Origin of the sequence: Arthrobacter sp. E3, assembly GCF_017353415.1 — a bacterium.
Taxonomy (GTDB): domain Bacteria; phylum Actinomycetota; class Actinomycetes; order Actinomycetales; family Micrococcaceae; genus Specibacter.
Window position 1 is genome coordinate 139271 of record NZ_JAFMPX010000003.1, and the last position, 14832, is coordinate 154102.

Sequence of the window (14832 nt, forward strand, 5' to 3'; positions counted from 1 at the left end):
AAGATTCGGTTTCCGGCCACTCCCGTCAGGCGGCAGCCGGCACCATTCGTAAACCTTCTTTACAGCCACCCCTAGTGGGCAGCGGTCACCACAATGTGGCGTTTGGAGCCTTCGCCCTCTGATTCGGATTCGAGTCCCAATTCAGCAATCGCGTCGTGCACAATCTTGCGTTCGTATGCTCCCATGGGAACAAGCGCAACCGATTCGCTTCCTGATTTGATCTGTTCTGCAGCGTCTTGGGCAATGGTGGCAAGCTCCACGCTGCGGCGGTCACGGTACCCGGAAATGTCCAGTACCAATCGAGAACGGCTGTCGGTAGCAGAAAGGACACTCAAGCGTGTCAGCTCCTGCAGGGCTTCCAGCACTTCGCCGTCCTGGCCAACAAGACCTTGCAGCACATCGGATTCCTCGTCAGCAACGATGGAAATATAGGTGCGACCATTGCGTACTTCAATGTCAATATCGCCATCGATATCGGCAATGTCTAGGAGTTCCTCCAGGTAGTCAGCTGCGATGTCACCTTCTTCTTCCAAGCGGCTGGCACCTGAGCCTGCAGGGACGGGTGCTTCTTCAGGGACAATCGGCGTTTCTTCAGGCATTATTTTTTCTTCCTGTTCTTGCGTTGTGGCTGGCTCCGCTGGCCCTTGGGGTCAGGAATCTCTTCGATCACTTCTGCTTCGACCTTCTTCTTTGAAGCACCTAGAAGAGGCAGACCCTTGGCCTCGCGACGCTTCTGGTACTCCTTGTAAGCAGGCGATCCGGGGGTAGGCATCCTCCGAATTACGAAGAACTGCTGTCCCATGGTCCACAAGTTGGTGGTTGTCCAGTAGATCAGAACACCAATGGGGAAGTTAATACCGCCGATGCCGAACACGAGCGGAAGTACGTAAAGCATCATCTTCTGCTGCTTCATGAACGGGCCCTGCATGGCTTCTTCAGACATGTTCTTGGACATAATCTGTTTCTGCGTGATGAACTGCGACGCGATCATCGCAATGATCATGACGATCGACAACGTCGCAATGGCAATGGTCAGATTCCCACCCTGGAAGGAGGGCAGGAGTGCATCGGAGAGCTGAGCACCGAAGATGGTGGCATTGTCGAACTGAAGCACTTGCTGGGCACTCATGGCACCAATGGTGGTGCCCGTGCTGGCAGCCTTTGAAACCCCTGAAAGCACTTGGAACAGGGAGAAGAAGAACGGCATCTGAATCAGCATAGGCAAGCAAGCGGAGAACGGGTTGGTGCCGTGTTCCTTATAAAGCGCCATCTGTTCCTGGCCCATGGCCTGGCGGGACAGCTGGTCTGTCTTGCCCTTGTACTTGGCTTGCAACTTCTTCATGTCCGGCTGCAGTGCCTGCATACCGCGCTGCGCCTTGATCTGCTTCACAAAAACAGGAATCAAAGCGGCACGGATCACCAGCACCAGCCCAATGATGGACAGGGTCCAGGTAACACCGGAAACTGGATCCATTCCCAGGAAACTCAGCACATCATGGAAGGTAACCATGATCCACGAGACGACCCACTTGAAGGGGAACAGAATTGTATTGAAGAAGCCCATATTTCTTTATCTATCTCCTCAAGCCGCGTCGCGACTTTGTGTTTCCTGCTGCTTAGCCAGAAATACAACTGGGTGGTTCAGTTGGACAATCAGGGGCACAGTGGAAGGATCATCCCAATTGGAGTCAGCCGGCGTGGGAACAGGGTCCAAGCCTCCTGCGCTCCAAGGATGGCAGCGCACAACTCTGCGCGAAGCCAACCACGTGCCCTTGATGGCGCCATGAACAGTCACAGCTTCCAAAGCATAAGCCGAACATGACGGAAAAAACCGGCACACCTGTCCATATATGGGAGAGATGACGCGCCGGTACAGTTTCAAAACGATAATAAGTATGTTGCGAGGAAGATGCCAAAGGAAAAGCACGACGACGTTAGGCCATTTGGGTGCATGCCGTTGGGTTTGTGAGGGGCTCACAAAGCATCATCTCCTTTAGAAACGCGAACCTTACCTACTGCGGGTGTCAACAGCGAAGCATCCTCCACTTTTCTCTCCATACGGGATGAAGCAGTGGAAAACGCCTTGCGGTAGTCCGTGAGTAATTCACTGAAGGAAGCACGTGCAGAGACAGGCAGAGCCCGCACCACAACATTGATTCCATGGGGTTGCTGCTTAATTGTTTCAACAACAATCTCCCGCAATCTCCTTTTAACGAGATTCCGAGTTACAGCGTTCCCAACAGTCTTCGCCACGATGAACCCGATTTTGCTAGGTTCATCCGAAGAAGTGGACACCACATATAACACTAAGTTCCGGCGTCCATTGCGGACGCCGGAACGAACAGTATGTGAGAAGTTGGCGGAAGTCCGCATTCTATTCTTGGTGGCTAGCACCGTGCGATCATCCGTTACTTCACTAAGGCTCGACGAATCGTCAAGCAGTTATTATTTAGGCCGACAGCTCTACGCGACCCTTGGTGCGGCGCGCTGCCAGAATGGCGCGGCCTGCACGGGTGCGCATGCGCAGACGGAAGCCGTGCTTCTTGGCACGACGGCGGTTGTTCGGCTGAAAAGTCCGCTTGCTCACGGTAGTTACTCCAAGACAATAAAAGATGCGCCTTGCCCGTAGCTAACAGGTGAGGAAGGGGTCGACGCTAAGTATATGGATGCCTGTTCATTCCACTTCCCAATTAAGGGAAGCGCACGCAAGAGCGCAAAACAGACACATGGGACTTCACAACGTTAGGTCATTCAAGCCTCTACAGTCAAACGAGCGTGCTTTGGCAAGAAAGACAATCGAGTCCGTTTCACACCTGAACCCGCTGTAGAAGCCATCCAGGGATCCGTTGACCGTCATCCACAGCTGTGTACAACCCAGTGTGCAAAGTCTGTGGATGGAGTTCAGATACGCACAAGGTTGTGACATTTATCCACAAGCAGTTTCTCTCGCTATCTTCTCACCTTTTGATCCTTTAGGCTTGGCCCGTGGCAAGTTATCCACGGATGTGTATAACCCTGTGGATTACTCCGATGAGACGCCCAGAAACACGCCGGGCAAGAAGCCTAGGACGTGTAAGGGAAGTCACAGACGGCATGGACACGAATAGCGGCATTACGGCGAACCAGCCGGGGACAAGGATGGAACAATCAATGAGCACTGAGGACTTCAATGACGTTGGTAGTTCCTGGCGTCGTGTCATAAGGATCCTTGAACAGGACGAAAGAGTATCCCCACGCCAGCGTGGTTTCGTGGTCCTCACCCAGCCCCAAGGCCTGATTGGAAACACCCTTCTGGTTGCTGTTCCCAATGAACTCACCCGTGAAGTCCTACAAAACCAGCTCAACACAGCCTTGAACGATGCATTGGCACAAGTATTTTCGGAAGAAATCAGCTGCGCGTTCAGCGTCAACGCTGATCTTGTCCCTCCCATCAAAGAGGAAGAACCGGCACCTTCCACCGCCCGAGCTGAGCGTGTTGAGCGTGTCGAACGCAACGAACATATTGAACGTTCGGGCCACAACAACAGGATAGAACAACCATCCAAGCCTTCACCGATGCTGCCCAGCACCTCCCACGAATTTGGCCGACTCAACCCGAAGTACGTTTTTGATTCATTCGTGATTGGTTCCTCCAACCGATTTGCCCATGCTGCTGCGGTCGCTGTGGCTGAAGCGCCGGCAAAGGCCTATAACCCGTTGTTCATCTATGGCGATTCCGGCTTGGGAAAAACCCACTTGCTTCACGCGATTGGGCACTATGCACGCCGCCTGTACACAGGTATCCGGGTGCGTTATGTGAATTCCGAAGAGTTCACCAATGATTTCATCAACTCCATCCGTGACGATGAAGGGGCCAGCTTCAAGCAGTTGTACCGCAACGTGGACATCCTGCTGATTGACGACATCCAGTTTCTGGCAAACAAGGACGCTACCCAGGAAGAGTTCTTCCACACTTTCAATGCCCTTCACAACCACAACAAGCAAGTAGTTATCACTTCTGACCTTCCCCCAAAACGACTGCAGGGGTTTGAGGAACGTATGCGCTCACGCTTTGAGTGGGGCTTGCTCACTGATGTACAACCTCCAGAGCTGGAAACACGCATCGCTATTTTGCGCAAAAAGGCCATTGGAGAAGGGCTCTCTGCCCCTGATGACGCCCTTGAATACATTGCTTCGAAGATCTCCACCAATATTCGTGAGCTCGAAGGTGCCTTGATTCGCGTCACGGCTTTTGCCAGCCTTAACCGCCAACCTGTGGACGTCGGTTTGGCTGAACTTGTCCTGAAGGACCTGATCACTGACGATGGCGCGCAGGAGATCACCTCCACAGCCATCCTCGGACAGACCGCTGCCTACTTCAACATTTCGTTGGAAGAGCTCTGCAGCAAGTCGCGTACGCGAACTTTGGTAACGGCCCGGCAAATCGCCATGTATCTGTGCCGCGAGCTGACTGACATGTCGTTGCCGAAAATTGGGCAGGAGTTTGGCGGGCGGGATCACACAACCGTCATCCACGCTGACAGGAAAATCCGCGAACTCATGGCAGAACGCCGAGCCATCTACAACCAGGTCACGGAACTGACGAACAAGATCAAACAACAACAACGTGAAGGCTGACCCAAATGGGGGGGCGAACCTGAAATTAACAGCTGTGGATAATGCTGTGGATAAAGGAGTGTACAACTACACACTTCCTGCGGATAACCCACCCAGTTCCTGTGGATCATTAAATCGCGCAAAAAGGTTCTCCACCTCTCCTCACAGCCCAAAGCGGTCCAACCTCACACACTGTGCACAGGCAAAGTTGGTACAACCTCGTGATCTAGAGGCTTTATCCACAGTATCCACAGGACTTATTAACACTACTAACTACAAGAAATATGCGTTTCAAACAACATTTTCCGTCTCGTCATCCTGCACCCTTCGACGACCATCTTCAATGACCTAATGGGCTTGTCTAGGGGCTAAGCTGTCTGCAAGCATGTAATTCGATCCTTGCTTCCTGTCGCCATAGACATCAAGGACCAAGGCACCACTTAATTTTTTCGCACCATGAAAGGCGGCACCCTTCCGTGAAGTTCCGAGTCGAACGGGATGTTCTGACCGAAGCAGTCAGCTGGGCCGCACGTTCGTTGTCACCCCGCCCACCTGTTCCAGTCCTTTCAGGCCTCATGTTCAAAGCCGAGGCGGGAACGTTGAGTCTCTCCAGCTTCGATTACGAGATTTCAGCTCGTCTTCAAATTCCTGCTGATATTTCTGAAGAAGGCAGTGTGCTAGTCTCCGGGCGCCTCATGGCCGATATTTGCCGCAGCTTGCCGGCCGCTCCCGTTGATGTTGAAACTGACGGAACCAAAGTCACATTGACTTGTCGAAGCAGTCGTTTCCATTTGGCAACCATGCCCGTTAATGACTACCCGGAACTTCCAGCCCTTCCAGAAGTCAGTGGAACTGTTGACGGAGACGCCTTTGCACAAGCTGTTTCCCAGGTGATCATTGCTGCAAGCAAAGATGACACGCTGCCCATCCTCACCGGTGTGAAGATGGAAATTGAGGGTGATCTCATCACTTTGCTTGCTACCGACAGGTACCGGTTGGCCTTACGCGAAATCCGGTGGAACCCTTCCGTTGCAAACATTTCCACTGGCGCTTTGGTGAAGGCTAAAACACTCAGTGAAGTAGCAAAGTCATTGAGTAGCTCAGGAAACATCAACATAGCCCTTTCTGAAAACAACGAGCTCATTGGCTTTGAAAGTGGTGGACGCAGAACCACTTCACTTTTGGTTGATGGTGACTATCCCAAGATCCGTTCTTTGTTCCCGGATACAACCCCCATCCACGCAACAGTTGAAACCCAGACCCTTGCTGAAGCCGTACGTCGCGTTTCTCTCGTTGCTGAGAGGAATACTCCAGTACGTTTGATCTTCACCGACGGTCAGCTGACTCTCGATGCTGGCACAGGCGAAGATGCACAGGCATCGGAAAACCTGGAAGCAAGCCTGGTAGGCGACGAAATAACAGTGGCGTTCAACCCCCATTACCTCAGCGAGGGTTTGAATGCCTTCGATAGCAAGTACGTCCGTTTCTCCTTTACTTCAGCACCGAAACCGGCCATGCTTTGCGCCCAAGATGACATCAACGGTGAACGCCGTGATGAATATCGCTACCTGGTCATGCCAGTCAGGCTTCCAAGCCAATAAACAACCAACCACACGGCTAGTACCGGTGTTATTGCCCCTGTCACTTACCCATGGAAGAGAGAACCAAACGTGCATATTGGACTTGTTGGACTTGGAAAAATGGGCTTCAACATGCGCGAGAGGCTCCGTTCAGCTGGCATCGAAGTGACCGGATTTGATAGAAATCCCGAAGTCAGCGATGTTCCCTCCCTGATGGAACTGGTGGCCGCCATTCCTGCGCCCAGGCTTGTCTGGGTAATGGTGCCTTCGGGTGTTATCACCGATTCGGTGATAACTGAGTTGTCTACACTGCTTGAACCAGGCGACTTGCTTATTGACGGCGGAAACTCTCGGTTCACCGAAGACCAAACGCATGGCTCGATGCTCACTGGCAAGAGCATCTCATTCGTGGATGTTGGTGTTTCAGGCGGTGTGTGGGGGCTGGAAAACGGCTACGGACTGATGGCCGGCGGTGCAGCCGAGGACATAGCCCGAGCCCTTCCTGTTTTGGATGCGCTGCGGCCTGAAGGTGAACGAGCTGACAGCTTCGTCCATGTTGGTGGAATTGGTGCGGGCCACTACGCCAAGATGGTCCACAATGGCATCGAATATGGCCTCATGCAGGCCTATGCAGAAGGCTACGAACTCTTGGCAAAAAAGGATATTATCCAAGATTTGCCCGGCACTTTCCGGGCTTGGCAAAAGGGCACTGTTGTGCGTTCCTGGCTACTTGACCTCATGGTGAAGGCACTTGATGAGGATCCCGGGCTGGAGACTATTGACGATTACGTTGAAGATTCCGGGGAAGGTCGATGGACTGTGGAGGAAGCCATCGCCAATGCCGTTCCTGCCCCAGCCATCACGGCTGCACTATTTGCGCGATTCTCTTCCCGGGAGGACAACTCTCCGGCCATGAAGATGGTTTCGGCCTTGCGCCACCAATTTGGCGGGCATGCAACAAAACCTTCGGGTTCCTAGCAGTGGACACTCTGTAGCTCCATGTATCTTGAACATCTATCTTTAACTGATTTCCGCAGTTACGCACAAGTTGACCTCACACTCTCACCCGGTGTGACGGTACTGGTTGGTTCCAATGGATTGGGCAAAACCAACCTTGTGGAGTCAATTGGTTATTTGTCGACGCTGTCCTCACACCGGGTTAGCCAGGACGGACCTCTGCTGCGGTTTGGCACGGATCGCGCGTTGATCCGTGCACAACTGGTCCGGGCCGAACAAAAAGTGATGGTTGAAGTTGAGATCAACGCTTCACGGGCCAACAGGGCGCGCATAAACCGTGCCAACCCTGTGAGGGCGCGCGATATTTTGGGGCTTTGCCGCACAGTTCTGTTTGCTCCGGAGGATCTGGCACTTGTCAAAGGAGATCCAGGGAATCGCCGTCGTTTCCTCGATGATCTATTGGTGGTTCTTCTCCCCAGGCACGCAGGAACCCGAAGCGACTACGACAGGGTGCTCAAACAACGCAATGCACTTCTGAAATCCGCACGGTCGCAGCACTTTTCACGCTCAGGAGTATCAGAGTCCAATCTGTCAACACTGGACGTTTGGGACGAGCATATGGCGTTGGCTGCTGCACAATTACTTGCAGCACGGTTAGAGCTGCTCAACCGTCTGCGCCCTCACATGGCGCAGGCCTATGCCCAACTCACTGACGGGTCCAAGGTTCTGCGTGCTATTTACCGCAGTAGTCTTCAACCCATAGCCAGGCACGACGACGACTCTCCCCACAATGCTGACGAACCACCCGGTGGGGGTGCTGATGAGAACCAGGATGCTGATGATTTCTTGCAGTGTACTGTGGCCGAATTGACAGAAAAGTACCGAACTGAGTTGTTGAGCTCAAGAATCCGCGAGCTTGAAAGGGGGATGTCACTGACCGGACCACACAGGGACGAATTAGAGCTGTTCCTGGGAGAGGCACCTGTCCGGGGCTATGCCTCTCATGGGGAATCCTGGTCGATTGCGTTGGCACTAAGGCTTGCTTCTTTTCATGTTCTCGACGAGGACAAGCATGTGGAGGGCAATCAGCCGATCCTGATCCTGGACGATGTTTTCGCGGAATTGGATGCACAGCGACGTCGGAAACTGGCTTTGATGGTTGCTTCAGCTGAGCAGGTTCTAGTTACGGCAGCTGTGATTGGGGACATTCCCGAGGAGCTTTCCGGTTCAACGATCCATGTTATTCCAGGTGGAGTTGCACCCAATGAATGAGCAGCCGCCACGCTTCTCAAGTGATGATCCAACGGGAGAAGACCACCGAAAACGGGCTGCGGCAACTGACAACACGACAGAGATTGATGCCGCCCAGGCTGCCCTGAACCGTATGCGCAGGATTGCCAAGGGGCGTGGGGAGTTGAGAATTCCACGGAGTCGGTTGGGTGAAAAAGTCGTAATCAAGAATAAGCGACAGCCATTTATCGGTGCAAAATATGGCGGCGGCAGGGATCCCCTGGGGTTGGGCAACGTCGTCAGTCGTTTGATTTCTGAAAGAGGCTGGAGTTCGCCATTGGCGGTCGGTTCAGTCATGGCCCAGTGGGACGCTTTGGTGGGGCCCGAGATTGCTGCCCATTGCCAACCCGAGAGTTTTGAAGCCACCACACTTCACGTTAGGTGTGATTCCACTAGTTGGGCCACCCAACTCCGGTTGCTGGCATCTTCGCTGTTGGCCAAATTTGACGAGGAATTGGGGCGTGGGGTTGTCACGAAAATTCAGGTTCTTGGCCCCACTGCACCGAGTTGGCGCAAGGGGTTTCGTAACGTCAAAGGACGCGGACCTCGAGACACCTACGGGTAGTTGCAGCCACCGGTCTGAAAAGTGGCCGAGGCGCTGCAGGGCGATTTAAACGGTACTTGGTGTACATCCCCTTAAAGGAGGAGCAACAATTGCGTCCTGAGCCGGTTCTCTCGCGTTTCAGGGCACTATAAGACCCCATATGTCCCCGTCTCAGGGTAGAATTGCACCGTAACCGTCTCTCAACGGCACTGTGGTACGTCTTCTAGTTTCGTTGAGAGCGGTATTTATCTGCCATCCAAGAGGATTCGATGCCAGCGCAAGTGAGTATTGCGTGCACGTTCCCATGCTGGCAATCGAGCTGAACAACAAAAGGGGTCGAACGCGCCTGTGACGACGAACAATTCGGATAGTGCCGTGAATCCAGAACCGGAAGACGCGCAGCCAGTCGCGGCGCCAAGCTCTGAAGCAGATGCCGTACCAGCCAACACCAGTCACTATGATGCCAGTGACATCACCGTTTTGGAGGGCTTGGAAGCCGTTCGGAAACGCCCCGGCATGTATATCGGTTCCACAGGTCCCCGCGGACTGCACCACTTGGTCTACGAGGTTGTGGACAACTCCGTGGACGAGGCTCTTGCCGGCTATTGCGACCATATTGAAATCACGCTCACAGCCGAGGGAGGCGTGCGAGTTGTTGACAATGGCCGCGGCATCCCCGTGGATATCCACCCCACCGAGCACAAGCCCACTGTTGAAGTGGTAATGACCATCCTGCACGCCGGCGGCAAGTTTGGTGGCAGCGGCTATGCAGTTTCCGGTGGCCTACACGGCGTCGGCATTTCAGTTGTCAATGCCTTGTCCCGAAAAGTGGACACAGAAATTAGGCGCAAGGGCTTCGTTTGGCGCATGAGCTTTGCCGATGGAGGAAAGCCGCAGGGAACCCTGATCAAGGGTGAAGCCACCACCGAAACAGGGACCACCCAGACGTTCTATCCGGACCCGGAAATTTTCGACTCAGTCGATTTCGATTTTGAGACTCTGCGTGCTCGGTTCCAACAGATGTCATTCCTGAACAAGGGATTGAAGATCACGCTTACCGATGAGCGTGAAGTGTTGGCGGTTCCCGATGAGGACCCCGACTTGGATGCCATCCCCGAAGGCAAAGATGTTGTCACTGGTAAGCGCGTTGTCGTTTACCAGTACATGAATGGACTGCTCGACTACGTCAAGCACCTGAACACTTCAAAGAAGTACGAGCCCGTTCACGAGGACGTCATTGCCTTCGAAACCGAGGATGCTGCGCGAAGCATGGCCGTGGAAATCGCCATGCAGTGGACCACCTCATTTTCAGAGAGTGTCCACACCTACGCGAACACAATAAACACGCATGAAGGTGGAACCCACGAAGAGGGGTTCCGTGCTGCCATGACCTCCTTGATAAACCGCTACGCGCGCGAGAAGAACATTATTCGGGAGAAGGATGACAACCTCACCGGTGATGACATTCGTGAAGGCCTGACAGCTGTTGTTTCGGTGAAACTCTCCAACCCGCAGTTTGAGGGCCAGACGAAGACAAAGCTCGGAAATTCGGAGGTCAAGGGCTTCGTTCAGCGTGTTGTCACTGACGGCCTCGGCGACTGGCTGGAACGCAACCCAGGTCCTGCCAAGGACATTATTCGCAAGTCCTTACAGGCCTCCATGGCTCGGCTGGCCGCTCGCAAGGCACGCGAAAATACCCGCCGAAAAGGTCTGCTGGAATCAGGGGGCATGCCTGGCAAGCTCAAAGACTGCCAGTCCAAAGATCCGGCATTGTCAGAAATCTACATCGTTGAGGGTGATTCTGCCGGTGGTTCAGCCGTCCGCGGTAGGAACCCAACCACACAGGCTATTCTGCCATTGCGTGGAAAGATCTTGAATGTCGAACGTGCCCGTCTTGACCGCGCGTTGGGAAATGCTGAAGTCCAGGCCATGATCACGGCATTTGGTGCAGGCATTGGTGAAGACTTTGATGTTGCCAAGGCTCGCTACCACAAGATTGTCTTGATGGCAGATGCCGATGTTGACGGTCAGCACATCACGACTTTGTTGCTTACTCTGCTGTTCCGCTACATGCGTCCATTGATTGAAAATGGCTATGTTTATCTCGCTCAGCCGCCGCTGTACAGGATTAAGTGGTCCAACGCTCCGCATGACTACGTCTTTAGCGACAAGGAGCGTGATGCAGCATTGGCCGCCGGTGCTGCTTCTGGGCGCCGAATCCCCAAGGACAACGGTATTCAGCGGTACAAGGGTCTGGGTGAAATGGACTACACGGAGTTGTGGGACACCACCATGGACCCGGCACATCGTACTCTGCTGCAGGTCACCATGGACGATGCCGCGGAAGCGGACCAAATTTTCTCCATCCTCATGGGTGAAGATGTCGAATCACGACGAAACTTCATCCAGCAAAACGCCAAGGATGTACGGTTCCTCGATATCTAGGCCACCAAAATATGGGTAACTAGTTATAGATCGAAACTGACATATATTGGGAATGGAATATAAAAGATTATGAGTGACGAAACACCACAGAACCCTGAAGAACCCACGGTTGTCGCCAGTGGTGACGAAGTTCTTGAAGGCAACCTGCTGCACGACAAAGTAGAGCAAATCGATCTCCAGGAGGAGATGAAGCGTTCTTACCTGGATTACGCCATGGCGGTGATTGTCGGCCGAGCACTCCCGGATGTCAGGGACGGGCTCAAACCTGTTCACCGCCGCGTGCTCTACGCCATGTTTGACGGCGGATACCGGCCCGAGCGTTCTTTCAACAAGTGTGCCCGAGTGGTGGGGGAGGTCATGGGGCAATATCACCCTCACGGCGACTCGGCCATCTATGACGCGTTGGTGCGCTTGATCCAAGACTGGACCATGCGTTACCCGCTGGCGCTTGGACAAGGAAACTTCGGCTCGCCTGGAAACGATGGTGCTGCTGCACCACGTTATACAGAAACCAAAATGGCGCCACTCGCCATGGAGATGGTTCGGGACATTGACGAGGAAACCGTTGATTTCCAGGATAACTATGACGGTAAAAACCAAGAACCAACCATCCTTCCATCAAGATTCCCCAACCTCTTGGTTAATGGGTCCTCAGGAATCGCCGTCGGAATGGCCACGAATATTCCCCCGCACAATCTGAGGGAAGTCTCCGAAGGTGTCCAGTGGTACCTGGCCAATCCCACAGTGGGGCGCGAAGAACTTTTAGAAGCACTCATTGAGCGTATTAAGGGACCGGACTTTCCCACCGGTGCACAAATCCTGGGCCGAAAAGGCATCGAAGACGCATACCGCACAGGGCGTGGTTCCATCACCATGCGGGCAGTGGTCAGTGTCGAGGAGATCCAAGGCCGGACTTGCCTTGTGGTTACCGAACTGCCCTACCAAGCAAACCCCGACAACCTGGCCATCAAGATTGCTGACCTTGTCAAGGACGGTAAAATCGCCGGTATTGCTGACCTTCGAGATGAGACGTCAGGACGTACGGGGCAGCGACTTGTAGTGGTCCTGAAGCGGGACGCTGTAGCAAAGGTAGTGCTAAACAACCTTTACAAGCACACCCAGCTCCAAGAGAACTTTAGTGCCAACATGCTGGCCATTGTGGACGGCGTGCCACGCACACTGCCGTTGGATGCCTTCATTCGCCACTGGGTTACGCACCAGATGGACGTCATTGTCCGCCGCACCCAGTTCCGCTTGCGCAAGGCAGAGGAAGAGGCGCATATTCAGCGGGCTTTGCTGAAGGCGCTGGACGCTCTTGATGAAGTTATTGCCCTAATTCGACGCTCAAACACAACCGAAGAGGCCAGGGAAGGCCTAATGCAGTTGCTGAGCATCGACGAGATTCAGGCCAAGGCCATTCTCGACATGCAGTTGCGCCGCCTGGCAGCCTTGGAACACCAGAAGATACAAGATCGTCATGATGTGCTGGAAACCATGATTACCGAGTTCAACCGTATTTTGGCTGACCCGGAAGTTCAGCGCGGCATAGTCAGCGATGAACTTGCGGATATTACGGCCCGGTATGGAGACGACCGCCGTACGGAAATCATGATGGGCTACGACCCGAACATGAGCATGGAAGACCTCATCCCTGAAGAAGAGATGGTGGTCACCATTACCCGTGGAGGATACGTAAAACGTACCCGTAGTGACAACTACCGGTCACAACACCGCGGTGGTAAGGGAATCAAGGGTGCTGCACTGCGCGGTGACGACGTCGTTGAACACTTTTTTGTCACCACAACCCACCATTGGCTGCTATTCTTCACGAACTTGGGGCGGGTTTACCGGGCCAAGGCCTACGAACTCGCAGAGGCCGGCAGAGATGCCAAGGGACAGCACGTCGCCAACCTTCTAGCCTTCCAACCTGATGAGAAGATTGCCCAGGTTATGGAACTGCGGGATTACCAGCAGTCACCGTACCTGGTGCTGGCAACGAAGAACGGACTTGTCAAGAAGACTTCGCTCGAGGACTACGACACGAATCGTTCTGCTGGCGTCATCGCCATCAACTTGCGTGACGGGGATGAGCTCGTTTCGGCACAGTTGGTCTCCGACACGGATGATTTGCTATTGGTTTCCCGCAAGGGTCAGTCCATCAGATTTACGGCCACAAACGATGCATTGCGGCCCATGGGACGAGCCACATCAGGGGTAACGGGCATGAAGTTCCGGAACTTTGATGAACTTTTGTCAGCCAACGTGGTCACCGAAGATTCCTTCGTGTTCATCGTGACTGAGGGAGGCTATGCCAAGCGAACGGCTGTCGGGGAATATCGACTACAAGGACGTGGTGGACTGGGCATCAAGGTCGCCAAACTTGTTGAGGACCGAGGCGATCTTATTGGAGCCTTGATCGTCCAAGAAGACGATGAGGTTCTTGTCGTCATGGGCGGTGGCAAGGTGGTGCGTTCCGACGTTTCGGAGGTTCCAGCAAAGGGAAGAGATACCATGGGGGTTATTTTTGCCAAGCCGGACAAGAATGACCGCATTATTGGTATTGCCCGCAACAGCGAACGCGGCCTCGAAGAAGACGACGAAGTGGATGAGACTGAGGTTCCCGAGGCAGCGCTTGTGGTTGAATCGGAAGCAAACCGACAGGTTGATGAAGTACCGTTAAATGGAAATGACGGAATAACTGGAGGTACCGAGTGAGCACCAACAACCCGATCCCGCGGCCTGACTCCGCACCCAGGGTAGGTGCCCCGGCGCGCCCAACACAACGTCCGAGCAGTGCAACCCCGACTGCTGGGACGGCAGTGAAGCCGGCAGTAGCCAAGAAGGCGGCGCCAAACGGGACGTCGACCCCGGTTAAGCCCGCACCCAAAGGGCCTCCGACACTTGTTAAGCCTGCCCCTAAAGCCAAAGCTCGCCGAGCGCGCCTGCTCGTTAGCAAGGTTGATCCCTGGTCAGTCCTTAAAATGGCTTTTCTGCTGTCTGTAGCTTTGGGCATTGTCACGGTCGTTGCGTCCATCGTGCTGTGGTCACTACTTGATGCCATTGGCTTGTTTGACACAGTCAACGCGTTCATCAATGAGATCCAAGGCAAGGAGGGTGGAGCACCCTTCGATCTTCTCAGCATTGCCTCATTGGGACAGGTTGCTTCATTTTCAACAATCGTTGCAGTCGTCAATGTTGTGTTGTTAACCACACTTTCGGTGCTTTCTGCCTGGTTGTACAACATTTCAGCCACACTGGTGGGCGGTATTGGTGTCACTTTGACCGACGATTAAGCAGCAAACACGGCGGCTTTACTTGATTTTTCTCCAGAATTCCTTGAATCGGCGGGCCTGAGAAACCCTAGGGCCCGCCGATTTTGGACTTTGGGATTCTGTGGGGTAAAGTTTTGTCTCGGCCCAG

General features: G+C 53.8%; 13 protein-coding genes. 8 read left to right on the forward strand and 5 right to left on the reverse strand.

All coding sequences use genetic code 11. The annotated features are described in order from the left end of the window. Positions 1-71: 71 nt before the first annotated feature. From JMA46_RS02680 to rpmH, 5 genes are read right to left on the reverse strand one after another with little or no spacing between them, the layout of a single operon-like run. Positions 72-599: a R3H domain-containing nucleic acid-binding protein gene (locus tag JMA46_RS02680; RefSeq protein WP_207343746.1), complete on the reverse strand. Its 528-nt coding sequence runs from the start codon at positions 597-599 to the stop codon at positions 72-74. After that, on the reverse strand, positions 599-1564 hold the full coding sequence (yidC, locus tag JMA46_RS02685; protein ID WP_207343747.1) for a membrane protein insertase YidC: 966 nt from the start codon (positions 1562-1564) through the stop codon (positions 599-601). The genes JMA46_RS02680 and yidC overlap by 1 nt, the downstream gene beginning before the upstream one ends. Before the next feature lie 18 nt (positions 1565-1582). Next, positions 1583-1978 carry a membrane protein insertion efficiency factor YidD gene (gene yidD, locus JMA46_RS02690; protein WP_207343748.1) on the reverse strand — a complete coding sequence of 132 codons (396 nt, stop codon included), beginning with the start codon at positions 1976-1978 and terminating at the stop codon, positions 1583-1585. Next, positions 1975-2394 carry a ribonuclease P protein component gene (rnpA, locus tag JMA46_RS02695; protein ID WP_207343749.1) on the reverse strand — a complete coding sequence of 140 codons (420 nt, stop codon included), beginning with the start codon at positions 2392-2394 and terminating at the stop codon, positions 1975-1977. The genes yidD and rnpA overlap by 4 nt, the downstream gene beginning before the upstream one ends. Positions 2395-2449: 55 nt before the next feature. Then, a complete protein-coding gene (rpmH, locus tag JMA46_RS02700; protein WP_044569795.1) occupies positions 2450-2587 on the reverse strand; it encodes a 50S ribosomal protein L34 in 138 nt (45 codons plus the stop codon). 563 nt (positions 2588-3150) lie between these two features. Here rpmH and dnaA point away from each other — a divergent pair. The 8 genes from dnaA to JMA46_RS17025 all read left to right on the forward strand — a co-directional run bounded on the left by dnaA (position 3151) and on the right by JMA46_RS17025 (position 14705). Then, positions 3151-4617, forward strand: a complete 1467-nt coding sequence (gene dnaA / locus JMA46_RS02705; protein ID WP_207343750.1) for a chromosomal replication initiator protein DnaA — start codon at positions 3151-3153, stop codon at positions 4615-4617. Positions 4618-5072: 455 nt separating this feature from the next. After that, positions 5073-6197 carry a DNA polymerase III subunit beta gene (gene dnaN / locus JMA46_RS02710; protein ID WP_207343751.1) on the forward strand — a complete coding sequence of 375 codons (1125 nt, stop codon included), beginning with the start codon at positions 5073-5075 and terminating at the stop codon, positions 6195-6197. 69 nt (positions 6198-6266) lie between these two features. Then, complete coding sequence (gene gnd, locus JMA46_RS02715; protein WP_207343752.1) at positions 6267-7154, forward strand: phosphogluconate dehydrogenase (NAD(+)-dependent, decarboxylating); 888 nt, start codon at positions 6267-6269, stop codon at positions 7152-7154. Between the two features lie 21 nt (positions 7155-7175). Then, positions 7176-8405: a DNA replication/repair protein RecF gene (gene recF, locus JMA46_RS02720; protein ID WP_207343753.1), complete on the forward strand. Its 1230-nt coding sequence runs from the start codon at positions 7176-7178 to the stop codon at positions 8403-8405. Positions 8406-8487: 82 nt separating this feature from the next. Then, positions 8488-8988, forward strand: a complete 501-nt coding sequence (locus tag JMA46_RS02725; protein WP_348770034.1) for a DciA family protein — start codon at positions 8488-8490, stop codon at positions 8986-8988. A gap of 327 nt (positions 8989-9315) precedes the next feature. Then, positions 9316-11412 carry a DNA topoisomerase (ATP-hydrolyzing) subunit B gene (gene gyrB, locus JMA46_RS02730; protein WP_207343755.1) on the forward strand — a complete coding sequence of 699 codons (2097 nt, stop codon included), beginning with the start codon at positions 9316-9318 and terminating at the stop codon, positions 11410-11412. 69 nt (positions 11413-11481) lie between these two features. After that, entirely contained in the window at positions 11482-14127 is a 2646-nt protein-coding gene (gene gyrA, locus JMA46_RS02735; protein ID WP_207343756.1) for a DNA gyrase subunit A, read from the forward strand. Further along, positions 14124-14705, forward strand: a complete 582-nt coding sequence (locus JMA46_RS17025) for a DUF3566 domain-containing protein (protein WP_207343757.1) — start codon at positions 14124-14126, stop codon at positions 14703-14705. Before gyrA ends, JMA46_RS17025 begins: the two co-directional genes overlap by 4 nt. The last annotated feature ends 127 nt before the right edge of the window (positions 14706-14832 follow it).